This is a genomic window from Enterococcus sp. AZ071, assembly GCF_050499065.1.
GTDB lineage: Bacteria > Bacillota > Bacilli > Lactobacillales > Enterococcaceae > Enterococcus_A > Enterococcus_A ferrettii.
Window position 1 is genome coordinate 1,566,387 of record NZ_JBIPAS010000001.1, and the last position, 25,375, is coordinate 1,591,761.

The 25,375-nt window shown below is 37.2% G+C and carries 28 protein-coding genes and 1 other annotated feature; of the genes, 11 read left to right on the forward strand and 17 right to left on the reverse strand.

Annotation, left to right across the window (positions count from 1 at the left end; all coding sequences use genetic code 11):
• Positions 1-175: 175 nt before the first annotated feature.
• From IGI49_RS07710 to IGI49_RS07730, 5 genes are all read right to left on the reverse strand, one after another.
• Positions 176-2,125, reverse strand: coding sequence for a glucose PTS transporter subunit IIA (locus IGI49_RS07710; RefSeq protein WP_429964037.1), 1,950 nt, complete (start codon positions 2,123-2,125; stop codon positions 176-178).
• An 8-nt stretch (positions 2,126-2,133) separates the two neighbouring features.
• The gene (murQ, locus tag IGI49_RS07715; protein ID WP_429964038.1) at positions 2,134-3,030 is read right to left on the reverse strand and encodes an N-acetylmuramic acid 6-phosphate etherase; all 897 of its coding nucleotides are present in this window, start codon (positions 3,028-3,030) and stop codon (positions 2,134-2,136) included.
• Positions 3,023-4,075, reverse strand: coding sequence for a DUF871 domain-containing protein (locus IGI49_RS07720; protein WP_429964039.1), 1,053 nt, complete (start codon positions 4,073-4,075; stop codon positions 3,023-3,025). The genes murQ and IGI49_RS07720 overlap by 8 nt, the downstream gene beginning before the upstream one ends.
• Before the next feature lie 198 nt (positions 4,076-4,273).
• Positions 4,274-4,573 (reverse strand): hypothetical protein, encoded by a 300-nt coding sequence (locus IGI49_RS07725; protein ID WP_429964040.1) that lies wholly within the window; start codon positions 4,571-4,573, stop codon positions 4,274-4,276.
• Positions 4,574-4,690: 117 nt separating this feature from the next.
• Positions 4,691-4,939: a GlsB/YeaQ/YmgE family stress response membrane protein gene (locus IGI49_RS07730; RefSeq protein ID WP_207701222.1), complete on the reverse strand. Its 249-nt coding sequence runs from the start codon at positions 4,937-4,939 to the stop codon at positions 4,691-4,693.
• A gap of 331 nt (positions 4,940-5,270) precedes the next feature.
• On the opposite strand from IGI49_RS07730, the gene IGI49_RS07735 reads away from it, so the two are divergent.
• Positions 5,271-6,605 (forward strand): amino acid permease, encoded by a 1,335-nt coding sequence (locus tag IGI49_RS07735; RefSeq protein WP_429964041.1) that lies wholly within the window; start codon positions 5,271-5,273, stop codon positions 6,603-6,605.
• A gap of 46 nt (positions 6,606-6,651) precedes the next feature.
• On the opposite strand, the gene IGI49_RS07740 is transcribed toward IGI49_RS07735, so the two are convergent.
• The 5 genes from IGI49_RS07740 to rplK form a co-directional block, all read right to left on the reverse strand.
• The gene (locus IGI49_RS07740) at positions 6,652-7,053 is read right to left on the reverse strand and encodes an organic hydroperoxide resistance protein (RefSeq protein WP_207701220.1); all 402 of its coding nucleotides are present in this window, start codon (positions 7,051-7,053) and stop codon (positions 6,652-6,654) included.
• A 224-nt stretch (positions 7,054-7,277) separates the two neighbouring features.
• Positions 7,278-7,646 (reverse strand): 50S ribosomal protein L7/L12, encoded by a 369-nt coding sequence (rplL, locus tag IGI49_RS07745; protein WP_429964042.1) that lies wholly within the window; start codon positions 7,644-7,646, stop codon positions 7,278-7,280.
• Between the two features lie 47 nt (positions 7,647-7,693).
• Entirely contained in the window at positions 7,694-8,197 is a 504-nt protein-coding gene (gene rplJ, locus IGI49_RS07750; protein WP_429964043.1) for a 50S ribosomal protein L10, read from the reverse strand.
• A 35-nt stretch (positions 8,198-8,232) separates the two neighbouring features.
• Positions 8,233-8,359, reverse strand: a sequence feature (ribosomal protein L10 leader region).
• A gap of 52 nt (positions 8,360-8,411) precedes the next feature.
• Positions 8,412-9,101, reverse strand: coding sequence for a 50S ribosomal protein L1 (gene rplA / locus IGI49_RS07755; protein WP_207701217.1), 690 nt, complete (start codon positions 9,099-9,101; stop codon positions 8,412-8,414).
• 93 nt (positions 9,102-9,194) lie between these two features.
• Complete coding sequence (gene rplK, locus IGI49_RS07760) at positions 9,195-9,617, reverse strand: 50S ribosomal protein L11 (protein ID WP_429964044.1); 423 nt, start codon at positions 9,615-9,617, stop codon at positions 9,195-9,197.
• Between the two features lie 285 nt (positions 9,618-9,902).
• On the opposite strand from rplK, the gene sdaAB reads away from it, so the two are divergent.
• Together sdaAB and sdaAA are read left to right on the forward strand one after the other, a co-directional pair.
• Positions 9,903-10,574, forward strand: coding sequence for an L-serine ammonia-lyase, iron-sulfur-dependent subunit beta (gene sdaAB, locus IGI49_RS07765; RefSeq protein WP_429964045.1), 672 nt, complete (start codon positions 9,903-9,905; stop codon positions 10,572-10,574).
• A 37-nt stretch (positions 10,575-10,611) separates the two neighbouring features.
• Positions 10,612-11,511 carry an L-serine ammonia-lyase, iron-sulfur-dependent, subunit alpha gene (sdaAA, locus tag IGI49_RS07770; protein WP_429964046.1) on the forward strand — a complete coding sequence of 300 codons (900 nt, stop codon included), beginning with the start codon at positions 10,612-10,614 and terminating at the stop codon, positions 11,509-11,511.
• A 58-nt stretch (positions 11,512-11,569) separates the two neighbouring features.
• On the opposite strand, the gene IGI49_RS07775 is transcribed toward sdaAA, so the two are convergent.
• The 5 genes from IGI49_RS07775 to rpmG all read right to left on the reverse strand — a co-directional run bounded on the left by IGI49_RS07775 (position 11,570) and on the right by rpmG (position 14,966).
• Entirely contained in the window at positions 11,570-12,667 is a 1,098-nt protein-coding gene (locus IGI49_RS07775) for a lactate oxidase (protein WP_429964047.1), read from the reverse strand.
• 410 nt (positions 12,668-13,077) lie between these two features.
• A complete protein-coding gene (locus IGI49_RS07780; protein ID WP_429964048.1) occupies positions 13,078-13,947 on the reverse strand; it encodes an alpha/beta hydrolase in 870 nt (289 codons plus the stop codon).
• Between the two features lie 46 nt (positions 13,948-13,993).
• Complete coding sequence (nusG, locus tag IGI49_RS07785) at positions 13,994-14,536, reverse strand: transcription termination/antitermination protein NusG (RefSeq protein WP_207701272.1); 543 nt, start codon at positions 14,534-14,536, stop codon at positions 13,994-13,996.
• 95 nt (positions 14,537-14,631) lie between these two features.
• Positions 14,632-14,802 (reverse strand): preprotein translocase subunit SecE, encoded by a 171-nt coding sequence (gene secE, locus IGI49_RS07790; protein ID WP_207701211.1) that lies wholly within the window; start codon positions 14,800-14,802, stop codon positions 14,632-14,634.
• Between the two features lie 11 nt (positions 14,803-14,813).
• Entirely contained in the window at positions 14,814-14,966 is a 153-nt protein-coding gene (gene rpmG / locus IGI49_RS07795) for a 50S ribosomal protein L33 (RefSeq protein WP_010759653.1), read from the reverse strand.
• Between the two features lie 141 nt (positions 14,967-15,107).
• On the opposite strand from rpmG, the gene cbpA reads away from it, so the two are divergent.
• Positions 15,108-15,746 (forward strand): cyclic di-AMP binding protein CbpA, encoded by a 639-nt coding sequence (cbpA, locus tag IGI49_RS07800; RefSeq protein WP_207701210.1) that lies wholly within the window; start codon positions 15,108-15,110, stop codon positions 15,744-15,746.
• 64 nt (positions 15,747-15,810) lie between these two features.
• Positions 15,811-16,311: a GNAT family N-acetyltransferase gene (locus tag IGI49_RS07805; protein ID WP_429964049.1), complete on the forward strand. Its 501-nt coding sequence runs from the start codon at positions 15,811-15,813 to the stop codon at positions 16,309-16,311.
• Positions 16,312-16,346: 35 nt separating this feature from the next.
• Here the strand turns inward: IGI49_RS07805 and IGI49_RS07810 are convergent, their stop codons facing one another.
• Positions 16,347-16,823: a QueT transporter family protein gene (locus IGI49_RS07810; protein WP_429964985.1), complete on the reverse strand. Its 477-nt coding sequence runs from the start codon at positions 16,821-16,823 to the stop codon at positions 16,347-16,349.
• 1,454 nt (positions 16,824-18,277) lie between these two features.
• Here IGI49_RS07810 and IGI49_RS07815 point away from each other — a divergent pair.
• The 6 genes from IGI49_RS07815 (at position 18,278) to IGI49_RS07840 (ending at position 22,871) form a co-directional block, all read left to right on the forward strand.
• Positions 18,278-18,703: a ribonuclease E inhibitor RraB gene (locus tag IGI49_RS07815; protein ID WP_429964050.1), complete on the forward strand. Its 426-nt coding sequence runs from the start codon at positions 18,278-18,280 to the stop codon at positions 18,701-18,703.
• 296 nt (positions 18,704-18,999) lie between these two features.
• On the forward strand, positions 19,000-19,470 hold the full coding sequence (locus IGI49_RS07820; protein ID WP_429964051.1) for a cysteine hydrolase family protein: 471 nt from the start codon (positions 19,000-19,002) through the stop codon (positions 19,468-19,470).
• A 530-nt stretch (positions 19,471-20,000) separates the two neighbouring features.
• Positions 20,001-20,159 carry a hypothetical protein gene (locus IGI49_RS07825; RefSeq protein WP_207701206.1) on the forward strand — a complete coding sequence of 53 codons (159 nt, stop codon included), beginning with the start codon at positions 20,001-20,003 and terminating at the stop codon, positions 20,157-20,159.
• 390 nt (positions 20,160-20,549) lie between these two features.
• Complete coding sequence (locus IGI49_RS07830) at positions 20,550-21,032, forward strand: HXXEE domain-containing protein (RefSeq protein ID WP_429964052.1); 483 nt, start codon at positions 20,550-20,552, stop codon at positions 21,030-21,032.
• Positions 21,033-21,284: 252 nt separating this feature from the next.
• Positions 21,285-21,554 (forward strand): YiaA/YiaB family inner membrane protein, encoded by a 270-nt coding sequence (locus IGI49_RS07835; RefSeq protein WP_278253069.1) that lies wholly within the window; start codon positions 21,285-21,287, stop codon positions 21,552-21,554.
• A 339-nt stretch (positions 21,555-21,893) separates the two neighbouring features.
• Positions 21,894-22,871 (forward strand): diacylglycerol/lipid kinase family protein, encoded by a 978-nt coding sequence (locus IGI49_RS07840; RefSeq protein WP_429964053.1) that lies wholly within the window; start codon positions 21,894-21,896, stop codon positions 22,869-22,871.
• A 47-nt stretch (positions 22,872-22,918) separates the two neighbouring features.
• Here the strand turns inward: IGI49_RS07840 and recD2 are convergent, their stop codons facing one another.
• The gene (recD2, locus tag IGI49_RS07845) at positions 22,919-25,360 is read right to left on the reverse strand and encodes an SF1B family DNA helicase RecD2 (protein WP_429964054.1); all 2,442 of its coding nucleotides are present in this window, start codon (positions 25,358-25,360) and stop codon (positions 22,919-22,921) included.
• Between the last annotated feature and the right edge of the window lie 15 nt (positions 25,361-25,375).

The window sequence follows — 25,375 nt, forward strand, 5'->3', positions numbered from 1 at the left end:
TTCGGAATTTGAAGTCATTTTTTACTTATGTCCCAGTCCCTTAAAAGAAGAATAATTATTGTGAATAAAGCGATCCTTTCGAAAGTAAGCTGGATAATCAAAAACTGTAAGAAACTCTTTTGGAATTATCAAGCTTATTTCTCTAAATGAAATGCTTCTGTCACCATTTTATTTTCTAAATCGTAGTTGCTTTCATCACTTCAATACCCGAGGAAACAATTCCCTCTTTTTCTAATTCATGTGAAGAAACATGATCCATATTTGTAATCATTACCAGCATGGAAGTTTCCTTCCCGGCTTGTTTAATTGCAGCTAAATCAACATCCGCAAGCAGTGTATTATTTTGTAATGCTTGTCCCTCTTGAACATGAATATCAAACGGTTTTCCTTCTAGCTCTACTGTATTAATGCCCATATGCACCAATACTTCCAGGCCACTATCTGTTGTGATGCCGATCGCATGTTTCGTAGGAAATATAGTGGACACCTTTCCTTGTACCGGAGAATATATTTTTCCGTCCTCTGGTTCGATGAAATACCCATCACCCATCATTTTACCAGCAAATACTGGATCGCTAGCTTCTTCTAACGGATGAACAGACCCTCTGGCAACAGACTTAAAAACTTCAGTTGTAGTTGTAGCAGGTAAAATAATCTTGGCAGTGTCTGTCAATGATTCTTTTACTTTTTCTTCAGCTAGCTTTTCTTTAGGAATCCCAAAGAAGAAAGTAGCAACGAAGCCACCTGCATATGCTGCCAACAGACCTAATACATAGCCCCACCAACGACCATTGGCTATTAGGGGAATCAACGCAGCTCCAGAAGGGCCGATTGCAATCGCACCAATTCCGCCAATCGCTCCTATCACGGCACCACCAATTCCTCCACCAATACACGCTGTAATAAATGGCCGACCTAATGGTAAGGTGATTCCATAAATTAATGGTTCGCCAATTCCTAAAATCCCTACTGGTAGGGCACCCTTAATCATTTCGGAAAGCTCTTTGTCTTTACGTAACCGAACCCACAGAGCAAGAGCAGCACCGACTTGTCCTGCACCGGCCATTGCAAGTATTGGTAACAGCATTGTACTTCCGGTTTCATCAATCATTTGAATATGAATAGGTGTTAAAATCTGGTGTAGTCCAAACATCACCATTGGTAAAAAAAGTAATCCCAATACAAATCCTGAAAAAGCGCCACCTACACTTAACACCCACGTAATACCACTAACCATACTATTGGAAATAAATCCCGCCAATGGCATAATGAAAAAGATTTCTGCAAGCCCAATAACCAATAATGAAATAGTAGGCGTGACAATAATATCTATTGAGTCTGGAATAATCTGGTGTAGCTTTTTCTCTACTAAAGACAACAACCACACAGCAAAGATAACTCCTAAAATTCCGCCTTGGCCAGCAGATAAAGGTTCCCCAGTAAACAGGTTCAGTAGCGGGGCTTCTGGATTCATTCCAGTTAAGGTAACTACAGCACCGATTACTCCTCCCATAGTAGGATTGGCACCAAAAACTCTAGCAGCATTTACGCCCGTATAAATAACTAAGTAACTGAATAAGCCATTCTTAAGAATGTTCATAACATCAAGATATTGTTGCCAAGTTGCTGCATCCAAAGTACCAGCAGTAACTAAGTTAGCCAATACTGAAGCAATACCTGCTACGATACCAGACCCCACAAAAGCTGGAATCATTGGTACAAAAATATTCGATATATCTTTTAGAATTCGTTTCATTCGTGAAGATTTTTGCTTTTCTTTTTGAGCGGCTTTCATAGCTTCTGCCTTGGCTTGCACTTTCTCTTTACCACCGGATAAAATCTGAGGAAAATCTTCGCCTAGATCTACTCCTACTATATCTACCATTGCTTGTGCAACTTTGTTCACTTTTCCAGGCCCTATAATAACTTGCAACTGTTCATCGTCAACTACTCCTAGTACTCCAGGAATTTTCTTCAAATACTCTTTATTGACTTTAGTATCATCTTTAATAGTCATACGAACTCTAGTCATACAATGGACAACATTCTCTACATTATCAATTCCACCAGCACCGGTAAATATTTCATTTGCTAGCTCAATTAATGATAAATCAGCCATTTTCATTCAACTCCTTATAATGTTTTTCGTACAAAGCCATCTGCTTGTACAAGCTTTTTGTGCGCCATCTCTTTATCGCTTTGAGTCAAAATCATAACAATAGCCAATTTCACATTTTGTTCAGCTTCAGCAAAATAAAAAGCAGCTGTTTCGTAATCAACTTCTGTCGCTTCCATAATAATTCGTTTTGAACGTTCAACTAGTTTTTCATTTGTAGCTTTCACATCAATCATCAAGTTGTTATAGACTTTTCCAATACCAATCATGCTAATGGTGGAAATCATATTTAGAATTAACTTTTGGGCAGTACCTGATTTTAAACGTGTGGATCCAGTCAAAAACTCTGGCCCACAATCTACTTCAATAGGGTATTGTGCATGCTGGCTAATTTCTGCTTGAAGGTTACAAGAGATTGATCCAGTAGATGCACCCACTGATCGAGCGTACTCTAAAGCACCAATAACATAAGGGGTTCTCCCGCTAGCAGCAATTCCAATCACCATATCTTTTTCATTCAGACCTAATTTTTTCAAATCGTTCTGTCCTAGTGATAGTGAATCTTCTGCTCCTTCGACAGCGATAGTCATGGCTTCTTTACCACCTGCAATCACTCCCACTACCATTTCAGGATTCACACCGAAAGTTGGAACACATTCAGCTGCATCCAAAACTCCTAATCGTCCACTTGTTCCTGCCCCCATATATATCAAACGTCCGCCTTGTTTAAAGGAGTAGATTGTTTGTTCAATAACTCTCTCTATTTCAGGTAGACACTTTGCGACTGCTGTTGGAACATTTCGATCCTCTTGATTCATTAAATCTAAAGCTGCAGAAATAGTCATCTCGTCCAATCCAAAGGTTTTCTCATTTCTGCGCTCGGTTGTTAATCTATCTAAATTTAAACTATTCATAATTTTTCACACTTTCCAAAATAAATTTCGTTCCTGCTTTGATTCTCATTAACAATGAACGATCTTCTTCAATTACATAGCCCACTATATTTACTTTATCGTCAGCTGGTAGAGCGTGCTTAACTAGCTGTATCTCTCCCATGTATCTCAGGTATTTTACATTATCTATCGTTACTGCGCCAATCTCTCGTTCCCTTAGTGGTAGTGGAGGCACAAACTTTGGTTTATTAAATCTGGCTGCTGCGCTTCTGATCACATCTCTAGCCTCATCCATTCGATTGACATGCTCTCCTAGAACCAGATGAATCTGTTCATCATGCGGCACAACATGAAGCAAAATTTTTTGTTCATTAATATGCAGACTAAATTGCTTTTGTGTTTCTAACGCTAGATCCCCATCCCCTATGTAAACCAAATCTACGTCTAAATTTAGTGCAGAACTTAATGGGTGCTGATAGCGATGTTTTTCCAGAGTTGGCAACCCTTCATGAAGCGGACCTCTTTTTTCACCGTCTCCTGATACAAATGCTTGGATATTAAATCCAAATTTTTTAAGCCACTGATTTTTTTGATCAAACCAGTCTTGATCTAATCCAGTTTCTGGCCTTGGATAATAATTATGCCAAGCCTCTAGGTTAGAGAAATCAGCTTGATATTTTTGTAATTTTTGAATATCCTGTTCAGACAAAGTAGATGCGTTTAACGCAACTTTTAACTGATGAGAGGCATTTGCAATTTGTTCCATTGAAATTTGATCATCCATGCGTAAACCGGTTACACCAATTTGTTTTAATTCGCCAATTCTTTCTAAGGATAAGCCTGCCTCTTCTAAAGCATTACCTGAAATATCTACCATCAAATTTAACTGCAATTCCTTTGCCTTTGCTCCTAGCTGCTGCAGTCTATTTTGATATACAGCAGTATTTTCTTCTGGAATGTGTAAAGAAGTGAATATTCCAGAAAAACCAAGAGCTGCCATTTTCTTAATATAACTATTTCTTTGTTCCGTTATTTCTTCAGTTAAAAAAACAGAAAAACCAAACATACCATCCCTCCAATTTAGTTGAAAGCGTTTCATGAGAACAGTATAACTTTAAGCTGGATTTTTTGCAACATAATTTCTCTAAAAATAAAAAACAAAGAAATTATGTTTCTTTTTTGTGCAAAAAAAGAACCCCTTATTCTAAAGAGATTCTTGTCCTTCAGCTTATTAGTTCCTATTCGAACTATCTGCTAAATTCACCTAAGCTTCTAAATCACTTTGATTGTTCAACTCTACCTCTAGAACTTCTTGAAACTCTTGAGACAATTCTGGATCAATTTCCTGAGCAACCTCATGATTCGGATCTAAAGGATCTTCAATTGGTACCCAATCGGCATTAGGCTCAGCATGGTCATATTCAGCATGTAAATTCGCTTGATATTCTTCTTCAGTGATATTTCCACTTTCGTAGCTATCACTAAAAGCTAAGGTACGTTTTTCAACCTCTGCCTCTTTTTTCTTCCGTTGCTCAAAATCTTCAGACCAATTTTCATCTATCATAATGATCCTTCTCCATTCTCATAAAATTTTCTATCTGAATACTTATAAAAAAATCCGGCCCGTCTGATTAAGGCGTGCCGGTTAATTTTGCTATTTCAATTCATGTGGTATTTCCTGTTAAGTATTACTTTTACCAACAAAAAAGGAAACAACCGCTACAACAATTACTGCCCCAATGATTGATGGAACAATAGCCATTCCAGCTAATGAAGGTCCCCAAGAACCTAATAATCCTTGACCGATAGCAGAACCAACTAAACCAGCTACAATATTTGCGATCCAGCCCATTGAACCACCTCGATTAGTTATCGCACCAGCAATCACACCAATAATAGCACCTACAATTAATGTCCATAGCCAACCCATAGTTCTCCAACCTCCCTTTACTTAATAGTTATTACAAGTATATGTTACTCTCACTTTTATTATAAAGCCAAAAATATGCTTAGATTTGGAAACAGAACTAAGAAAATCATTTTCCTAACTCTAGCTATGTATTCTAAATTTATCCTCTCTAATCTCATAATAAAACACCATTTTAATTATTTTTGAAAAGAATGGTCATTCGTTAACAGCTCCGTGAAATTTACATAAAAATAATTTCATACTTCTGGATTATTCTGAATTGTCTGTTATTATTGACTAAACTTTCTGAATATTTCAAATCTATCGAATATTCAACGAAAAGAGGATTTTTATGGAGAATAAGCTACAAAAACAAATGACCTCGCGCCATATTACAATGCTTGCTTTAGGTGGAGCAATTGGTGCTGGTTTGTTTAAGGGCAGCGGTGAAGCAATAGGTATCGCTGGTCCGTCAGTTCTGCTAGCCTTTCTATTAGGAGGTCTTGTTCTGTTTATTGTAATGAGTGGATTAGGACGATTGGTAATTGCTAACGATAATGTTCACGGTCTCTCAGGAATCATTGAACCATTTCTGGGTAAACGTTCTGCTGACTTTATTGATTGGCTATATTGGTCATTGTGGATGATTAACATCATTGCAGAGGCGGTAGCTGCTGCAAGCTTCTTACAATTATGGTTTCCACATGTTCCTGCATGGCTATTTGTCTTTTTTTTAGCAATATTAACTACGCTTATCAATTTGTATTCTGTAAGGCTTTTTGCAGAAACAGAATACTGGCTAGCCTTCGCAAAAATTACAGTTATTATTCTATTAATCATCTTCGGGATTTTTCTAATTGGTAAAGAAATCCACAATGCTGGTTTTCTGCCAACAGTTCAGAATATGAATGCCCATGGCGGATTTACTCCGCATGGTTTAAAAGGTCTGATTAGTTCCTTGTTGGTTGTAATTTATTCCTATGGCGGTTCAGAACTCATCGCTATAACTGTTAGCGAAACCGAAGATCCAAAAACAGCCATTCCTAAAGCGATTAAAGGTGTCATGGGAAGAATTATTTCTTTTTATATTATTCCAATGCTTCTATTGCTGATTATTTATCCATGGAATATGTTAGCCCACAGCAATGTGAGTCCTTTTGTTTTAGTGTTCGAGAAAATTCATATTCCTTTTGCTAGTGATATTGTCAATTTTGTAATTGTTCTAGCTCTATTTTCTTCTATCAACTCAGGAGTTTATGCCTCCTCACGCACGTTATATTTTCGATTAAAGAACTCCAAGACTGCTACTAAAAATCTTGCCGTTTTAAATCGGCACCAAGTTCCTCAAAGAGCTGTATTATTTTGTACCGGGACTTTATACGTTGGGGTTATCCTATCCTATTTTTTAGGTGATAAGCTTTTCAATTATTTAGTTGGCTCATTATCCTACTCGGTTTTGTTAACTTGGTTAATGATTACCTTTGCAGCTTTTGCACTTGCTTTGAAAAAGGGAACTAAAGCGGAAATATTCTTTAGCGGTCTTGCCATCTTAATTTTATTCCTAATTCTAATTGGGATTTTATTTAGTAATCCGTTAAGTGTTACCGTTATGACTGCTGGTATTTACTTAATTATCCTTCTAAACTACCAGAAGAAGCATTTTCACACATTAACGGATCACACATAACAAGAAGATCCAGCAATCAAATAGTTGACTGCTGGATCTTTTCTATTTAAACCAATTCAACTGCTACTTCTATATTTCCACGAGTGGCCTTAGAATATGGACAAAATTCATGAGCTTCCTTCACAACTGTCTCAGCTTGAGTCTCCTCAATACCTGGAAGCGATACTTCTAAAACTACGCCAATTTGTACGCCACCATCGTCAGTTTGATAAAGTGACACTCGCGCTTTAACTTCGGAATCAGATTGCAATTGATGTTCCTCTAAAATATGCTGTACAGCACCATTAAAACAAGATGCATAGCCAGCAGCAAATAATTGTTCTGGATTAGTTCCTTCTGCATGAATTGAAGGGGGTTCAATTTTCATATGCATCTTTCCACCCGGTGCTTCTACTTCACCGTTCCGTCCACCATGATTAATCATAGATGTTTCGTACAATTTTTTCATCAAGCATCTCCCTCTCTAACCTTAGTCTATAGCCAATGGCCAAATAACACAATGAACTTGCTTAAAAATATGCAATCCGATCGAAACTTCTATGATTAATTGAAAAAATAGCCACCAACTATCACAAAAAAGGTATTTCTACTTATCAAACATTGTCCTACAAATATGTAAACAAAAAAAGAACTAGCACCTTTTTAGAGGCACTAGCTCCTTCATTACAAAAATTATTTTACTGTTACTGAAGCGCCAACTTCTTCTAGAGAAGCTTTTAATTCTTCTGCTTCTTCTTTAGAAATGCCTTCTTTAACTGGTGCAGGAGCGCCGTCAACTACAGCTTTAGCTTCTTTCAAGCCTAGGCCAGTTGCTTCACGAACTGCTTTGATAACTTTAACTTTTTGATCGCCAACAGCTGATAATTCAACAGTAAATTCTGTTTGTTCTTCAGCAGCAGGACCTGCAGCAGCGCCAGCAGCAGCTACAGGAGCAGCAGCAGTTACGCCAAATTCGTCTTCGATAGCTTTAACTAAGTCGTTTAATTCTAGGATTGTCGCGCCTTTTAGCTCTTCGACAATGTTTTCAATGTTCAATGCCATTTTAAATTTCCTCCATAATATATGTTTTTAGTTTTTTTATGCAGCAATTAAGCTACTTCTTCTTCGTCTTTTTCTGCTACTGCCTTGACAGCGTAAGCCACGTTGCGGACTGGCGCTTGTAGGACAGATAATAGCATAGATAGAAGTCCGTCGCGGTTTGGAAGTTTTGCAAGAGCAGTAATTTCTTCGATAGAAGCTACCTTGCCTTCAATGATCCCGCCTTTGATTTCTAATGCCTCAGCTTCTTTAGAGAACTCGTCAATAATTTTAGCTGGTGCAACAACATCTTCATTACTGAAGGCTACAGCTGTAGGTCCAGTAAATACTTCACCCAAACCTTCAAGACCAGCTTTTTCAGCGGCACGAGATAGGATAGAGTTTTTGATGACTTTCATTTCAACGTTAGCGTCGCGTAATTGTTTACGTAGACGAGTCACTTGGTCTACTGTTAAACCACGGTAATCAACGATAACTGCTGAAGCTGCTGCAGTGAATTTTTCTGTGACTTCATCCACAATAGCGGCTTTTTTAGCGATTGCTACTTCACTCATTTATATTTCACCTCCTGATTTTGATGGAAGGGTTTTTTTCACAAAAAAATACCCTATGCCACCGTAGACATAGAGGGACTATTGAATGTTCTCAATAAATGTCCTCGGTAGGAAATTGAGGCTTGCGCCACCTACTGTCTTCGGTACAGTTAATTACTAACCTCGACTACCTTACCATAGGTTAGGCAGTCGAGTCAATCATTAATTTAAATTTTTAGATAGATGCTTGATCAACATGAATCCCAGGACCAAATGTTGTAGTCACTGTGATATTTTTGATGTATTGACCTTTGGCTGTTGCAGGCTTAGCTTTCAGTAAAGTCTCATTAATTGTTTTGAAGTTTTCGATTAACTTCGCATCATCAAATGAAACTTTTCCAATTGGAGTATGGATATTCCCAGCTTTGTCCACACGGTAAGTTACTTTACCAGCTTTTACTTCTTCGATCGCTTTAGTAACGTCCATAGTAACAGTACCTGTTTTAGGGTTTGGCATTAAGCCTTTAGGTCCTAATACACGTCCTAATTTACCAACAGTTGCCATCATATCAGGTGTTGCAACAACAACGTCAAAGTCGAACCATCCGCCTTGGATTTTTTGTACCAAGTCGTCGTCTCCAACAAAGTCAGCGCCTGCTGCTTCTGCTTCTTTAGCTTTTTCACCTTTTGCGAATACTAATACAGATTGTGTTTTACCAGTTCCGTTTGGCAGTACAACTGCTCCACGGATTTGTTGGTCTGCTTTTTTAGGGTCTACGCTTAATTTGTAAGCAACTTCAACAGTTGCGTCAAATTTTGCGATGTTTGTTTCTTTAGCCAAAGCTACTGCTTCTTCAACAGAATAAGCTTTTGAGCTGTCAACTTTTTTTAATGCTTCTTGCATTTTTTTGCTTTTTTTAGCCATTTTGTTTCCTCCTTATGTGGTTATAACGGTAGAACCTCCCACGTGTTTTGATTTTTCAATCAAGAGACGACTGAGAAGCTGTAGGTTCAGGAATTATTCGACAGTAATTCCCATGCTTCTTGCAGTTCCTTCAACCATGCGCATTGCTGCTTCAACGTCAGCTGCGTTTAGGTCTTCCATCTTCAACTCAGCGATTTCTTTTACTTGATCGCTAGTAACTTTTGCAACTTTGGTTTTGTTTGGTTCGCCTGAACCTTTTTCAACTTTTGCTGCTTTTTTCAATAATACTGCAGCTGGTGGTGTTTTTGTTACGAAGGTGAATGAACGATCTTCGTATACAGAAATCACTACAGGAATGATCAAGCCTGCTTGATCAGCGGTACGAGCGTTAAATTCTTTTGTGAAGCCCATGATGTTGATACCGGCTTGACCTAGTGCTGGTCCTACTGGGGGAGCTGGTGTTGCTTTCCCTGCAGGAATTTGCAATTTAACGAGTTTTTCTACTTTTTTTGCCACGAGACATACCTCCTTGGGTCCGTGATGTGGTTAATTGGAGATAAAGATTTCTCCTCCCACTGTTACAGCGTGCAAAACGCACACTAGTGTATGATAGCAAAAGTCTTTCATAATTTCAAGAACTTTTCAATTTTCTGATAATAAATATTTTCTTCACAAACACTTCGTATATGATTAGAATAACAAAATAAAATGCTAATTTTCCTATATAATTAGCGACTTTGTGTTAAACTATGATCGAATTGATGAGGTATTTCCACCAGATACTCAAGGAGGCTTAAAATAATGGAAAATTTAAAGTATCGCAGTGTTTTTGATATTATTGGTCCTGTAATGGTTGGACCAAGCAGTTCTCATACAGCAGGTGCTGCTCGGATTGGAAAAGTGAGTCGGATGATCTTTGGTGAGAAACCAGATTCTGTTGAAATTGATCTTTATGAATCTTTTGCTAAAACTTATCGCGGTCACGGAACAGATATTGCATTAGTCGGAGGACTTTTAGGTATGAATCCTGATGACCCTCGTTTAGCGGATTCTTTAAAAATAGCTCATGAAGAAGGTATTGAAGTGCTTTTTGTTCCAAAAAAAGAAAAAGCGAAGCACCCTAACTTAGTAACTATGCATCTAAAAAAAGATAATTATAAAATGTCAGTCACCGGTATTTCAATCGGTGGTGGAAATATTCAAATATCAGAATTAGATGGATTCAGCATTTCTTTGTCAATGGGCACCCCTACTTTTATTGTTGTACACGAAGATGTACGCGGATTACTGGCTCAGGTGTCAGCGGTCATATCGGATGCGGGAATTAATATCGGTACCGTGACGATGACTCGACAAAAAAAGGGTGATAATGGAATCTTAGTTTTAGAGGTCGACGATAAACCCGCAGATGATTCAACAAAAGAAAAATTACGATCTTTGGGTCACGTGTTTAGTGTCACTTATTTTGATTAGTTTTATACAAGACAGGTAAATATAAGGAGGCAAAATTATGTTTTTGTCGATAAAAGAATTAGTAGAACAAGCGCAAAATTATCCTACTATAGGCGAATTAATGATTGCTACCGAACAAGAACTAACTGGGCGAAGCCGAGAAGAAATCATCAAGTTAATGGAACGAAATCTCGAAGTGATGTCCAACTCAATTGATGAAGGAATTGCTGGGGTTAAGTCCGTTACCGGGATTACTGGTGGAGACGCGAAACGATTAGATGAATATATCAATTCTGGTAATTTCCTTAGTGGTGATACTATTTTACAAGCGGTTCGCAATGCTGTAGCGGTCAATGAAGTGAATGCGAAAATGGGACTAATCTGCGCCACCCCTACTGCCGGGAGTGCAGGAGTAGTTGCCGGCGTTCTGATGGCGGCTCGCGAAAAGTTAAATTTGACTCACGAAGAACAATTGGATTTCTTATTTACAGCTGGAGCGTTCGGCTTAGTTATTGCTAACAGTGCTTCAATCTCTGGTGCTGAAGGTGGCTGTCAAGCTGAAGTTGGCTCTGCCAGCGCTATGGCGGCCGCAGCTTTAGTAGCAGCAAATGGCGGCACTCCCCAAATGGCAGCTGAAGCAGTTGCCATCACTTTGAAAAATGTAATGGGGTTAATCTGTGATCCTGTAGCCGGTTTGGTCGAGGTACCGTGTGTTAAACGTAATGCAATGGGATCTTCTCAAGCTTTCATTTCTGCTGACATGGCTTTAGCAGGAATTCGCAGTGTAATTCCACCCGACGAGGTAATTGATGCAATGTATAAAGTCGGACGGGCAATGCCCTCTATCTTTAAAGAAACAGCTGAGGGTGGTGTTGCAACGACTCCAACTGGTTTACGATTAAGTAGAGAAGTTTACGGAGAAACTGCTGCTGATGAGCAGGAGAAACAATTGTCATAATGTAACATTACTAAAAATAAGCCGCTTAAAACCTGCAGGTTTTAAGCGGCTTTTGCCATTAAATCAATCTTGTATTTTTTACTTCTTCAATTGTTTTAGTACCAGCTAATTGCATCGTAATAGACAATTCTTTGTTTAAATGGTCAAATACTGAAGTCACACCCTCTGCGCCCCCTAGATTTAAACCATAAATTACAGGACGTCCAATGGCTACTAAATCTGCTCCACTGGCTAAAGCTTTAAAAATATGTTCCCCTCGACGAACTCCACTATCAAAAATTATTGGTACTCGTTTATTGACTACTCCAGCAATTAGAGGCAATACATCAAAAGATGCAGGTCCCCCATCCAATTGACGACCACCATGATTAGAAATCCAAATACCATCCGCACCTGCACTGATTGCCACTTCTGTATCTTCAGGAGATTGGATTCCTTTTACAATTACCGGTAAGTTGGTCAAATCTTTAATCTTCTTAATATCTTCTGGAATCAGTCCTTGTTTGGCAGCAGCGTAAATCTCAGCAATCCCTTTCCCTTCCCCATTGCCCGCAGCATCTTTCTCACTGTAAGCAGCGAGGTTTGGCATTGGCAATGGAAATTCAAAATGGTTGATAATATCTTCCTCACGATATCCACCTAATGTAGAATCAGCTGTTAAAATCACAGCTTTCGCTCCAGATTTTACAGCTTTTTCCAAAATAAACTCATTAAAACCATCGTCTTTACTCATATATAGTTGGAAAAACTGTGGTGCTCCAGGAGCCGCTGCTGCTGCGTTTTCAATCGTAGTATTTGCATACGTGCTTATTGAAAAAATTGATCCCGCGGCAGCTACACCTTTGGCTGTGTCGGATTCTCCCTTCTCATGAGCTAATCCTTGAGCAGCTGAAGGTGCCTGAATAATCGGTGTTTTCAACTCCATATCCCAAAGCTTTGTACTTAAGTCCGCATGATCAATTCCACGCAAAACTCTAGGCATGATCGATTTTTTATTAAAAGAAGCTGTATTCTCCTTCATTGTCCACTCATCTTCAGAGCCACCCCGAATATATCCAAATGCACCTTTTTCCATACGTTCTTTCACACGAGCCTCTAATGATGCAATATTTACAATCTCAATTGGGTGTTCTTCGTTACTTGTTTGATAGGTCATCGTAACTCCTTCTTTCTTTTTAATACGACAACATCATACCTCTCTTACAAAATGTAAGCAAACATCTTTGCTCGAAACTAAGAAACGGAATGACTTCAAAATGACCTCTGTTTTTTCCTCAGAAATTAAGTCCTTCAAAGCAAATTTTAAAGATAGTTCAAGGAGACACTTTTATATAGAATTTCCGACTTTGTATTTAAACGTTGATATTGGTTGTTCAGTCGCAATTCTTGTTTAGTTTTTTCGATATCTCTTTTACAGACTCAGCTTTTAATTGATCAAGTTCCCTACTTCTTTGTGTTTAAGCAGACAATGGTCTTCTTTTGCTTGATGAATATATATATAATTTCCCTTAACCCTTTGTTCTAATAGTCTTTTTTATACTACCCGCTGTCCACCAAAAAACAGATTCACGGTTTTTCCTCCCATAGAAATTGAGCTACTTGCTGATCTACTGCCGTATTCTCGTGCAATTGGCTGTGCTGCGCATTAGGGCCAACAAAAACAGATTGTCTAATAGGATTCCCATTTTTCTCTACTAATGAATAGACGGATAAGGCACTGGTTAGCGGAACTGTGCCATCATCAGACGTTCCTGCACCTAATTCCCCAGCTAATAACAGCATTGGCAAACTTGCTGGTACATTAGCAATACCGTTCTCATAGTCAATGTAACGATCGGATTTTTGAGTTGGACCGTTTACTAAGAGCTCATCTATGGTTTGTTGATCAGATGTATCAATAAAATCATTAAATGGTGATCCGATTGCAACCAGCTTAACGATTTTAGGACTATCCTCTGGTTCTCCATAAGTTGTCAAAAAGCGGAGAGAACTAACACCTCCCATGGAATGACCGAGAATATTCACCTGCTCAACGTTCTGTGTCTTCAAATACCTTAAAACAGCGTAAATCCATTCCGATTGGTTCCACTCATTGTTCTTATTGTCTGCGAATAAAACCTGGATCATTGGATTATTTCTCGCATTACTCAATTTGCCATCAATCTGAAGGGTGCTGTCTGACTGAACTGTAATTACCAGTTCCTTTCGTGCCAACTGCTGCTTTTCAAAACGATCAATCATTCCGCCAAACGAGTTAATCGTTCCACTATATCCATGAATAAAAAGAGTGGGGGTGCTATCTTTAGAATTTGTTTCTAAAGGACTTGATGACTGATTCGTGCTGCTTTTAGTTGTGTTTTTTTCAGTGATTGAATGACAGCTGCTTACAAAGAACAGGCATAGCAGCAAAGTTATACTCACAATATATTTCTTCATATAATCTCCCATCCATAAAAAAAGCTGAGACTAATGCCTCAGCTTTTTAAATCTTATCAATTTGATCAAAATCTAATTCTGTACTTGTCTCACGTCCAAACATATCAATGTTTGCTTTGACTTTTTCACGTTCTTCATCAATCTCAGTGATTACCCCTTCAAGTCCAGCAAAAGCTCCTTCAATAATTTTTACTGTTTCACCAAGGCCGATTTCTAACTCATGTTGACGTGTACTCATACCTATTGAGCGTAAAATATGGTTGATTTCTTCTGGCATTAATGGTGCAGGTTTGCTTCCAGCTCCATGCGATCCAACAAAGCCAGTTACTCCTGGTGTATTTCTAACGACATACCAAGAATCATCTGTCATGACCATTTCTACTAATACATATCCAGGAAATGTTTTATGAACAATTTCCTTTTCTTTGCCATTTTTAATCTCTTTTTCTTTTTCCTCAGGAACTACTACACGGAAAATAAAGTCTTCCATTCCCATACTTTGTGCTCGAGACTCAATATTTGCTTTTACCTTGTTTTCATAGCCGGAATAAGTATGCAGTACATACCACTGTTTCTCAAAAGATTCCATTTTGTTCATCGGCTCCCCGTCCTAAAATAAAAAAACCTCAGTATCCCAAGGTTTTTTCTCAAAGACAGTATAGCATGCTTTCTTGAACTTGGCTACTAACGAATTACCAAATTGATCAACAGTTGAATCGCTGTATCCATAACGAAAAACATTACTGCGAATAAAATTGCTGTTTCAACTACTACTAATGAATCATGACGCAATTGTTTTCTTGAAGGCCAAGTGACCAATTTCATCTCTTCTCTAACACTACGTAAAAACTTCACCGAATTTCCCCCTATTTTGTTTCTTTATGTAACGTGTATTTATTACAATGTTTGCAAAACTTATTAATTTCCAAACGCTCTCCGCGTTTACCTTCACTGACAGACTTACTGTAGTTTCTAGAACCGCAAACTGTACAGGCTAGAGCCGCCTTTTTCGTTGCCATAGCGAACCTCCTTACAAAAACTCACATGGTAACATTATCATCTAATGCCTTTTCTGTCAATTAGTCAAAAATTAGTTACCTTTATGAGAAAGAATATGATAGTATAATGAAAGAACGAATCGATTATTGGAGGGCGCTTTAATGTTATTAGAAAGTCTAGTTTATCCCAAAAAGGATCTAACTACGATTACAGAATCTGCAACGTTACAAGAAGCTTTAGATATTTTGGAAGAAACAGGTTTTCGTTGCGTTCCGATTTTAGATGAGAGCAAACAAATTTTCCGTGGAAATATCTATAAAATGCACATTTATCGCCATAAAGCGAATGGTGGAGATTTACAGTTACCGGTAACTCATCTATTGAAAAATGCTACAAAATTTATTTCAATCCATACTTCTTTTTTTAAGATATTTTTTACGATTAAAGAGTTGCCTTATATCACAGTGCTAGATGAGAATAACCATTTTTATGGTATTTTAACCCATAGTACATTACTCAATATGCTGTCACAATCTTGGAGTGTCAAAGCAGGAAGTTATGTCTTAACCATCGTATCATCCGGTAAAAAGGGCGAGCTTGCTCTAATGACTAAAATTATTTCTAAATTCTCAAGCATCGCCAGTTGCATTACTTTAGACGTGGGCAAAGACATGCAAGGCAGACGAACACTCATTACATTGCCGAATGGTATTGACGAACAAAAATTAGCGGCAATTGTTGAGCACTTGGAACGAAAAAACTTTGAAGTTCGAGAAGTTGAAAGATTAAGTTTGCATTAATTACAAAAGGTGCTGAGTATAATTATATTCAGTGCCTTTTCATCTTATGAAGGGTGGTAAAACAATGAACTGTACGTTGCGCGAATGGCATCTCGAGGATGCGGAAGAACTGTGCTCTATTATGAATAACCAAAAGATACAAGCAAATTTGCGAGATGGCATCCCTTATCCCTATCGCAAAAGGGATGCGGAAGAATTTATCCTAACAACCCTCTTGTCTAACAGAGAGCTTTCACTGGCGATAACCTCACAGGATAAAGTAGTCGGCAGTATTGGCGTGTTTCGTCAAGAAAATATTCACTTTCGAACAGCAGAAGTTGGTTATTATATTGCAGAACCACATTGGGGTAAAGGATTAGGAACTGCTGCCTTAAAAATAATGTGTCAAAAGGTTTTCGAAACAACAGATATTGTTCGTATTTTTGCAGAACCTTTTTCAGATAACCCGGCTTCTTGTCACATGTTAGAAAAAGCTGGGTTTCAACATGAAGGAACTTTGAAGAAAAACGCCGTAAAAAATGGACAGTTCAAAGACATGCAAATGTATTCATTAATTAAAGCATAGAAAAAAGCCCGATCCCGAAGATTGGGCTTTTCCTTTTAAATTGTCTTTTCAAAATGCAGTCGTTGATCCAAATAGTACATCAACGGTGCTGAAATAGTCATAATAATTGCTTCACTGACAGCTAACCAAGCATAAGTTGCCCAAAAAGGTAAAGCTGCGGTTAAATAAAGCATCGCTGCAATTAAAGCCATACTAACGCTAAAGAACAGAGCATTTAAGGCCAATCGAATCTTGACATTTTTCACCTTATTTTGTAAAAGTGCAGTCATCCCTAAAGCTAATAGAGTCTGCCCTCCACCAAAAATAACATCTAAAATTCCCATACCAAAAAGTGCGTTATAGATAACTACTCCTCCAAATACACCCCACAGATATTTCCGATTGAATACAACTAAGTGGTTCAAACTTTCTGAAATGCGGAATTGAATGGGACCAGATGCAACTGGCGAAACTAAAATAGTTAAGGCCAAATATAATGCCATCAGGATACCATTAGTAATCACTATACTCATTCGTCTTTTTTCTACTAAATGCACTACTTCCCCTTCTTTCTCCAAGTTTTGTTTACGCGGGATGGTTGATGAACCGCAAGCCGTATTATACCATATTTCTGATATATCACAAACGCTGTAATATCGACTTTTATGCTACTTCTGTATGACTTGAGTTATCGTGAATTAACTTTTTTAAAGAAAGCTATTTATCTAAAAGATCCTTCCATCAATACCCAAAAAGGTGCGAAATAGTTTTGAAGGCGGCAAAAGGATGCTTTTCACTGCTAAAAATAATAAGCTTGCAGTAGTCCAACTAGAATGACCATGACACGAATGCGAGCCCATCCTTCCACATGTTCAAGTTAATATTAGATTTACTTTAGGTAAGGAATGCTTATGGTTTTACACTGATCAATAATTAAATAGTTATCATTCATTAGGCCTATGTAGAAGAAAATTGTACAAAAGTGAAAACAAGAATAGTTAGCAAAATTACCCTTCTCAAGATGCTAGGACATTCACTAGTTTATTTCATTCTTTCTGACCGTTGTTTTCTAATAGCTAGCCGTTCTCTAAGCTCTCTGACAAATGTAGCTGACGGAATGAAGTTGGCATCAGTATTTATTAGCAACAAGTTTTTCTTTTGTTGTCATTCCATCACCACAGCTGTTTAATGGTATTGACGAATCTTGCGCCGTTTTCTTTCACAACTATTCAATTACTAATTTTATAAGTATCCTCTCTTTTCTAGTTCCTTCGAATTGCTAATCACATGATTCCTTCAAATGCAGACTATCGTTATTGTTGATATATTTAGTCTCTTCTTAAATCTTAAGTCAGTTCGTTCCGACAGTTTCCAATGTATTTGTTCTTATTTCACCATTATAGACCTTCTGTGAAAATTCACCTCTCGTTAAATAACTCGAATTATCTAGAGTCTCACTTTGCGTAGCTTATTTATATGCTCAAAGTTTTCTATGTACGTTCAATCATTCTTCTCTCTATTAAGTTGGGAAACTCTAATTTAAAAAGAAACAGACTTTGCTAAAAACAAACTAATCTGAGTTTTGTATATTCTTCTGACTAAAATTAATGTAACATTGATTCTGAAGAAATGAATGAAGGATAAATAAAAAGGTTAAGTTTTTAATAGTAACTATCGCTAGTTTTTCCAGCAGTTTACTACCATTTATGACTCCCCATTCCTTCAATTAATTAGGATTTGGCCATGTTAAAAAAAGAGCATTAGCGAGCTTTACTATTTCTCCATACTATTATTCGTCGTTTATTGCGTAATTTCCACAATATTAGTGGGAAAATTTGTGGCATAACTCTTTGAAACACCAAAAACAAAACAGACTTGCAACATACTGAATAATTCCACCAATACTAACTGGTTTTTTTATTCATCAAATATAATCTGTTAAATTTTTCTTTATGGTGGTCCATACAATTATTAGGAAGTGAATTCTGTGTCTATTGATTCATATAATTTGTTCATTAAAAGCTTAAATAAATCAAACACCCAAATCATTAGAGAGCTGGTTTCTAACGGTGATTCCTTAGTGGACCCACATTTGTTAGATCACTTTGCTTCTTTTAATTCCAGGCATGGCTGTAAGTCCTTTTTAAAAGTTGCTTATTCACGTGGTTTTACCGGTTCAAATTCCTTCAATTACCAACGAAATTGTTGGGAAGTTCATTTTTCTAGAGCTGACATTGTTAATGAAAACACGATAGATGATCTGATTGAACATATCGAACGTTTCGTCAAGGATTTCCAAGGTCAATATGATGGTTGGTTTACTCTAGAACAATGGTCTAACACTTTGAATAGTCTTTTTCCACTTGCTGTTATGGACAAACTAACTTACGTTGAACCTTTACTTCATAAATAAAATCCTGTTTTGATTTAGTGAATCTTATAAAGTAAAAATCTACAGTCATTCTTTTACGCTTATTAACATTTTTTTCACATTCTATTGCTACACTTTCTTTGTGCCGCTAGACCGCAAAATGAATTCTAAATGATAAAGGCACCTCTTGGCGGAAAACAAGAGACTCTAACACTTTTGCAGCGCGCGGTCCGCTGCTTTTTTCTATGTATTGATTCATTAACTGCTGACTTCTATTGCTGCAAAATATAGTGTGTGCTAAAATTTATTGAACCAATACTTGAAAGAAGGCCGCGCATTTGAATGATTCAATATTATTAGCTATAGACATACAGACAACTACGTTAGCACCAATTATTGGAAAACGCACCCTGATCAATAATATGAACTCAATCATTGAACGTTTTCACGAAAAAAATGCTCCTATTATTTTTGTACAACAAATTGGTTACGGTGCTGTTTCCTCCAAAGTAAATAAACGTGAGAACGATTTCGTCACAAGAAAAAGCAGACCGAATGCTTTTTCTTCCTCAGAATTTAACAAAGTTATTAAAACAATGGATCGTAAATCTGTCGTTGTTATCGGCTTAATGAGTAATGCTTGTGTCCAGCACACCTGTAAAGGTGCTCTAGCTAAAGGCTACTCCGTCACCTTAATCTCAGACGCCCACGACTCAGTCATCAAATCATTAAGAGAAGTCTACAACAAACGTTTAAGCAAAAAAGGGGTTGTCACTCTTACCACCGAAGAATATCTGTTAAGCAAGTAGATTGTTCTGTCTACTAAAAATTGGCCGTTGTCTAGAATGTTCTTTGAGCTCGTTTTTTCCTCTTATATTTCTGTCATTTTTTCTTTCAGTGGTTGATGAATTACAATTTGCTTTTGTTCAGAACGCTTTTTTTCTTTCAACAATCGTTTCGCCCATCTCATCGATAGCCAGTTAAAGGTCTAACGCTTTGTCTATTTTTAGGTCTCAACAAAACATTAATTTCTTTAAAAATACTATCCTTCAAAGTTCCATCGCTTTTTTGAAGCCAGTAATTTTAAAATATTGCTGGACAGACTTTTCAACTACAGATACATCTTCTACTTTTTTAATCCACTCGCGCGCTGGCACCCTTTCTATTTCATGATTTGCGTAAGCCATTTTCCCATAATTCTACTTTAGTTCTTTGGTTAACTAACTAAAACTATTGGCTTCTTGCATTTATCTTTCAAAAATTGACGGTATTAACTCTTTATTTTGACAGTTCTTTGGACCTAAAACTAATGTAAGATAGTTACATAGGAGGGATGATAATGAATAAAAAAGAACTGCTTGCTTTTTCAAAGATTTGTTCCTTATTGGCGATAATCGTACTTATTCTCTTGGGTCTTTGGACCTCTAACTATATTCTTTTTCTTTTGTCTGTTCCTTTTATCGGATTATTTTTTTCTATTGGATTGCTGTACAAATAATATGCATAATAGTTAATCAACTACTTGAACTTTTAAATCTATTATCTAGAAAGTGATGCACTTATGACCATTCCTTACTTTCGGTCTTGATTGGAATAAAAATACTAAATCATTGTAACTGACTTATAGATGATTATTCACATAAACTTCGATTTCTACTTTGTTCTAATTATACTCAACTTTGCTCACTTCGAACTATTTTGCGGTTAATTACATGTCCCATCTTTTAAATAATATTAATTTTTCTTCATCAGAAGACCTATTCAGTCTCACAAAAAGATATTCTATTTATATAAATTTATTTTTTTGTTTACTTTTTCTAAATTTGGAGTAAAATTACTTTCAAAATACAAAGTTTGACAAAATATACTTGTTAGGAGAACTATATAAATGGAAACTGCAATGAAAGTAATTGTCTTATTACTCCCTCTATCCTACCTATTACACTGTTTGGAAGAGTTCTACTTTCCTGGAGGATTTATTGAATGGTATCGTGGATTTAGACCGTCTTTATCTGCACAAAAGCCCCAGTATTATCTTAAAGTGAATATAATTGCCTTTATAATTGTTTCGATAATTTCTATCAGCGTGTTCTTTTTTGAGACATCATACAATTCTTTTTTAATCGCATCTACATTTCTAGCTAGTAATGCCTTTTTTACTCATATTCTTGGGACAATAAAAACCCGCAAATACTCCCCGGGATTAATAACCGGTACTTTTCTTTACATACCTATCTGTCTCTTGGGATTCTTCTTTTCTCTCTATAGAGGAACTCTACTAACCAGTGATTTGATTGCTGATCTAGTTCTAGGAAGTCTTTACGAACTTTGGAACATCTATAAGTATCAAAAAAAGAATAGAGCTTCTTAACTGTATAAATAACTAGTAATACTTTAACCAGTTTTGCTGCTAGTAAGTATGATGATTTCGATTCGTTATTCTTGGCCATTAATGCGTATCGCAATCGTTGATTGTCTTAGAACCTTCTAACCTGTTTAATTTCAGTTAAGAGACCTTTTTTTATTCCATGCTTTCGCCTGTTAAAACTTTTTTCAAAATTAGAATGATTCTAATCGCAATTTCATGTATAATGAAACTTACTTAAAATTAAGGAGTGATATATTGAACAATAATATTAAAAAGAAAGCCTATCGAAATACCCCTGCTTTCGTTCTTTTATCATGGGGATCGTTTGTTTTCTTCGCAGTTCTTATCCTTATTGGCTTGTATACTTTAAAAGAGCCCTTAATGGTTAAAGGATATTATCTGATGGGTTCTGTGGGACTGATTTCCTCATCATTCACCTTGTCAAAAGTTATTCGTGATAATCAGGAGGATGAAGAACGTTACAATAAAATGTTCCGTGTCCAAGAGGACGAAGATGAAAAATAAGACCATTCTACTGCATATTCTTTTATGCAGTTTTTTTAATTCTTTTTGGTAGATCCATTCCTTGTCACTCTGTTGTCCTTTAGAAACGACAAGACAGCACTCTTTTACTTTGATTGCTCCTCTTTACTATTATCTTGTCTCCCATCAAAAAACCGATATAGAGACGTTCGTTTTATTACCTACCTATACTTGAGGAATCGCGAATAAATCCTGAACAATCATAGGTTTTGTCTCAAGGTAATCCAACTGTCTGTGAAGAAAAAATGTAAATTGACGCATAATGATGTTTCATTTGCAGAACGTCTGTTATAATTATCACCTGAAAGGAAAGGACTATTTATGAATTTTCACTATCATTTACTGATTAACCCTGCTGCTGGCAGTGGGACTGCTAGCAAGAAAGCTGATCAACTAATCGATCTTTTTGATCAACACGATTATACATACACCCCTTATTATACAACGTATGCTGGTGAGGAAAAGGAAATCGTTAAGCGTCTAATAGGATTACTCACTCCTTGGGATGAAGAATTGCTCCGTCGTTCAGATGATGAACCTTATCACTTGTTAATTGTAGTAGGTGGTGATGGTACTTTGCATCAGGTGGTCAATCAATTTTATTTGACTGGAATTAATCTTCCAGTAAGCTATCTTCCAGCTGGCTCAGGCAATGATTTTGCTCGCGGTATTGGACTATCACGCCAAGTGGAGAAGGCTTTCAAACAAATTACTGAAGCTGATAAACCACAGAAGATTAATGTTTTACTATACGAAGAAAAAATCAGAGAAGAATATGGCTTAGTCTTAAACAATGTTGGTATTGGGTTGGATGCTTTAATTGTTGCTACAACAAATGCTTCTTCTTCTAAAGAGCTGTTGAACAAGTATAAGCTGGGATCTGCTTCGTATGGGTTCTATTTAATAAAAGCACTCTTAACTCAGAAAACATTTCCTGTTTTAATTGAGGTAAATGGGCAAAAGCAAGAATTTAACCGAACATTTTTATGTACAACCACCAATATACCTTATTTTGGAGGAGGAGTTCCTATTGCTCCTATGGCTGATCCAAAGAAAGAAATGATCGATTTAGTCATTATTGAGAAACCAAACCCCTTTGCGATCATTCGCTTATTGCTGCAGCTTTTGCAAAAAAAACATACAAATAATAAGCATTATCGTCACTTTTCTAGTTCTCGTATTCGAATTGTATCCGTCGTGCCTCAGCACGGACAAGCTGATGGTGAAAACATGGGGCAGCGTTCCTATGACCTATACTTTTCCACGAGTTCTCAGTATGTTTGGTATGCTGATGAGTAATAAAAAATAAGCCAAAGTAAATTCAGCAGAATTTACTTTGGCCTATTTTATTTCAAAAACATTTGGGGAGTAATATCTTGCATTCCAATCATAGGATCAATTACTTGCTGACGAATTAAAGCAGCAGTTAGAAGTTTCGGTCCTTTCTCTTCTGAAGTCCCTGGTTTATTTTCTAATATAACCGGCTTCTCCTCTTTCAAAAAAGCTTTAAAAGGGTCGTCCACTGCTTTTGGAACAGGAACGTCTAATTCTGCTGCTGAACAAATTCGTTCGATCAGTGTTGTTTTCCGAACAGCTGATTCTTTACGGACACATTCAGTAAATGCTTCCTGTTCTCCTAATAATATGAGCAGATCTTTACTTCTAGTAACAGCCGTGTAGAGTAAATTACGCTGTAACATTCGATTGTACTGCTTAACCATCGGCAATAAAACCATTTGAAATTCACTGCCTTGGGCTTTATGAATCGAGCAGCAATAGGATAACTTGATATTGTTCCATTCTGAACGTTTGTATTGTACTTCTATACTATCAAACTGGATAACAAGTTCATCTACCTTGTCTTCAGATTCTTTGGCAGGAATAATTCCAACAATAATTCCCATGTCACCATTAAAAACATTAGATTCCGGATTATTGACTAACTGAAGAACCTTGTCACCAATGCGATAGACTATATCGTTCCACTGGACTTCTTTTTTTGTTCCGTCATTTGGATTAAATATTTCTTGCATCATTTTATTTATCGCATCAATCCCAGCAGGACCTCTATACATCGGTGCAAGTACTTGAACGTCCTGAGCCGTATAGCCTTTCTTTCTGGCCCGTTCAACAATTTGCTTAATTACAGCTTCCATTTGGAAGGCATGACAAGAGATAAAGGAACGATCCTTTTGATTTACTGTAAAATCAGCTGGCAGTTTTCCTTCTTTAATTTCATGAGCTAAAGGTATAATTGAGGACTTATCTCCTTGACGATAAATTTCTGTTAATTCAATTTTAGGAATAGTCTCTACTTGTAAAAGGTCATGAAAAACTTGTCCGGGACCGACTGAAGGCAACTGATCTTTATCTCCTACCAAAATGATTTGCATATTTGTTGGGATAGACTTTAATAGAGTATTTGCCAACCAAGTATCCACCATGGACATCTCATCAACAATCAGCAGTCCTCCTTCTAGGTCTCGCGCTTCGGTCTCCGGTGTACTCTCACGGCCGTTTAACCCCAACAAACGATGAATAGTACTAGCAGGTAATCCAGTCGTTTCATTCATCCGTTTAGCAGCTCTTCCTGTAGGTGCAGCAAGAATAATCGGAAAAATTGCTTCTTTATAATCACTTGGATCTAAAGATAAATCATTTAATTCAGCAAACAGCTGGACAATTCCATTGATAACAGTGGTTTTACCTGTTCCAGGACCACCAGTCAAAATGAAGAGAGGTGAGCGAATGGCTTCCTTAATTGCTTTGTCTTGAGAGGTGCCATACAAGATGTCCGATCGCTTCTCAATGATTCGTAATTTTTTCTCGACTACCTTTTTTGGATACTTGATTTCCTTTTTTCGTTCTAACAATCGAGCAACAGCATTTCCTATTCCCCATTCGCTGTAGTACAGAGTGTTCTCGTACAGTTTGGTTTCTTCCTGTTGAATTTTCTCCTCTTCAACTAGTTGAATAATCATCGCAGCTACTTGATCTGGTGCAATTTCCACCGCACGAGAGCTCTCCAATAAAGATAAAGCCTGCTCCAATAAGTGCTGTGCTTCTACATAGGTGTCTCCGCTCTGATTGGCATCCTCAACAATTTGGTGTAAAATCGCTGCTCTTATGCGCTGATCACTGTTTGCTGCAATTCCCATCTGTTCAGCCAAATTATCAGCCTTTTTAAAACCGATGCCTTCAATATCTTCGACTAACTGATACGGATTTTCCTGTATGATTTCCAGCGCTTGATTGCGGTAAGTTTGAAAAATGGCAAAAGACAACTGGCTGCCAAAGCCATAAGAGCTCAAACCAACAATAATTTTTTCCATCCCATAATTTTGCCGTAAGGTTTCAACCAATTGATTTTTTTTCTTTTGATTTAGATTTGGCACTTGGTTTAGAATATCTGGTTGATCGATAATTTGATCGATAGCATCTTCTCCCAAAATTTCAACAATTTTTTCTGCTGTCTTCTTGCCGATCCCAGGGAATTTATCGCTAGAAAGATAACTGATAATCCCATTAGCGGAAGTCGGTTGTGCTTGCTCATAGCGCTCTACCAGAAATTGTTTTCCATACCGAGGATGCTCAACAAAATGCCCAAACAAGCGATACTCTTCCTCTTCTTGTACATCACCAAAGCTGCCAGTAGCAACAATTTCAGATTCTAAAAAATCCGTATTTGTTTCGCGAACACCAAACAGCAAAACTTTATAAAAGTTACCTGGATTTTGGAAAAAGACAGCTTTTAGTCTACCGACAATATATAGAGCTTCCTCTGACATTTTGTCTCACCTCAC

Bases quoted from the DNA above. Each gene is read 5' to 3' on its own strand.
- IGI49_RS07710 (WP_429964037.1), bottom strand. From the start codon at position 2,125: ATGAAAATGGCTGATTTATCATTAATTGAGCTAGCAAATGAAATATTT.
- murQ (WP_429964038.1), bottom strand. From the start codon at position 3,030: ATGAATAGTTTAAATTTAGATAGATTAACAACCGAGCGCAGAAATGAG.
- IGI49_RS07720 (WP_429964039.1), bottom strand. From the start codon at position 4,075: ATGTTTGGTTTTTCTGTTTTTTTAACTGAAGAAATAACGGAACAAAGA.
- IGI49_RS07725 (WP_429964040.1), bottom strand. From the start codon at position 4,573: ATGATAGATGAAAATTGGTCTGAAGATTTTGAGCAACGGAAGAAAAAA.
- IGI49_RS07730 (WP_207701222.1), bottom strand. From the start codon at position 4,939: ATGGGTTGGCTATGGACATTAATTGTAGGTGCTATTATTGGTGTGATT.
- IGI49_RS07735 (WP_429964041.1), top strand. From the start codon at position 5,271: ATGGAGAATAAGCTACAAAAACAAATGACCTCGCGCCATATTACAATG.
- IGI49_RS07740 (WP_207701220.1), bottom strand. From the start codon at position 7,053: ATGAAAAAATTGTACGAAACATCTATGATTAATCATGGTGGACGGAAC.
- rplL (WP_429964042.1), bottom strand. From the start codon at position 7,646: ATGGCATTGAACATTGAAAACATTGTCGAAGAGCTAAAAGGCGCGACA.
- rplJ (WP_429964043.1), bottom strand. From the start codon at position 8,197: ATGAGTGAAGTAGCAATCGCTAAAAAAGCCGCTATTGTGGATGAAGTC.
- rplA (WP_207701217.1), bottom strand. From the start codon at position 9,101: ATGGCTAAAAAAAGCAAAAAAATGCAAGAAGCATTAAAAAAAGTTGAC.
- sdaAB (WP_429964045.1), top strand. From the start codon at position 9,903: ATGGAAAATTTAAAGTATCGCAGTGTTTTTGATATTATTGGTCCTGTA.
- sdaAA (WP_429964046.1), top strand. From the start codon at position 10,612: ATGTTTTTGTCGATAAAAGAATTAGTAGAACAAGCGCAAAATTATCCT.
- IGI49_RS07775 (WP_429964047.1), bottom strand. From the start codon at position 12,667: ATGACCTATCAAACAAGTAACGAAGAACACCCAATTGAGATTGTAAAT.
- IGI49_RS07780 (WP_429964048.1), bottom strand. From the start codon at position 13,947: ATGAAGAAATATATTGTGAGTATAACTTTGCTGCTATGCCTGTTCTTT.
- nusG (WP_207701272.1), bottom strand. From the start codon at position 14,536: ATGGAATCTTTTGAGAAACAGTGGTATGTACTGCATACTTATTCCGGC.
- rpmG (WP_010759653.1), bottom strand. From the start codon at position 14,966: ATGGCAACGAAAAAGGCGGCTCTAGCCTGTACAGTTTGCGGTTCTAGA.
- cbpA (WP_207701210.1), top strand. From the start codon at position 15,108: ATGTTATTAGAAAGTCTAGTTTATCCCAAAAAGGATCTAACTACGATT.
- IGI49_RS07805 (WP_429964049.1), top strand. From the start codon at position 15,811: ATGAACTGTACGTTGCGCGAATGGCATCTCGAGGATGCGGAAGAACTG.
- IGI49_RS07810 (WP_429964985.1), bottom strand. From the start codon at position 16,823: ATGAGTATAGTGATTACTAATGGTATCCTGATGGCATTATATTTGGCC.
- IGI49_RS07825 (WP_207701206.1), top strand. From the start codon at position 20,001: ATGAATAAAAAAGAACTGCTTGCTTTTTCAAAGATTTGTTCCTTATTG.
- IGI49_RS07830 (WP_429964052.1), top strand. From the start codon at position 20,550: ATGGAAACTGCAATGAAAGTAATTGTCTTATTACTCCCTCTATCCTAC.
- IGI49_RS07840 (WP_429964053.1), top strand. From the start codon at position 21,894: ATGAATTTTCACTATCATTTACTGATTAACCCTGCTGCTGGCAGTGGG.
- recD2 (WP_429964054.1), bottom strand. From the start codon at position 25,360: ATGTCAGAGGAAGCTCTATATATTGTCGGTAGACTAAAAGCTGTCTTT.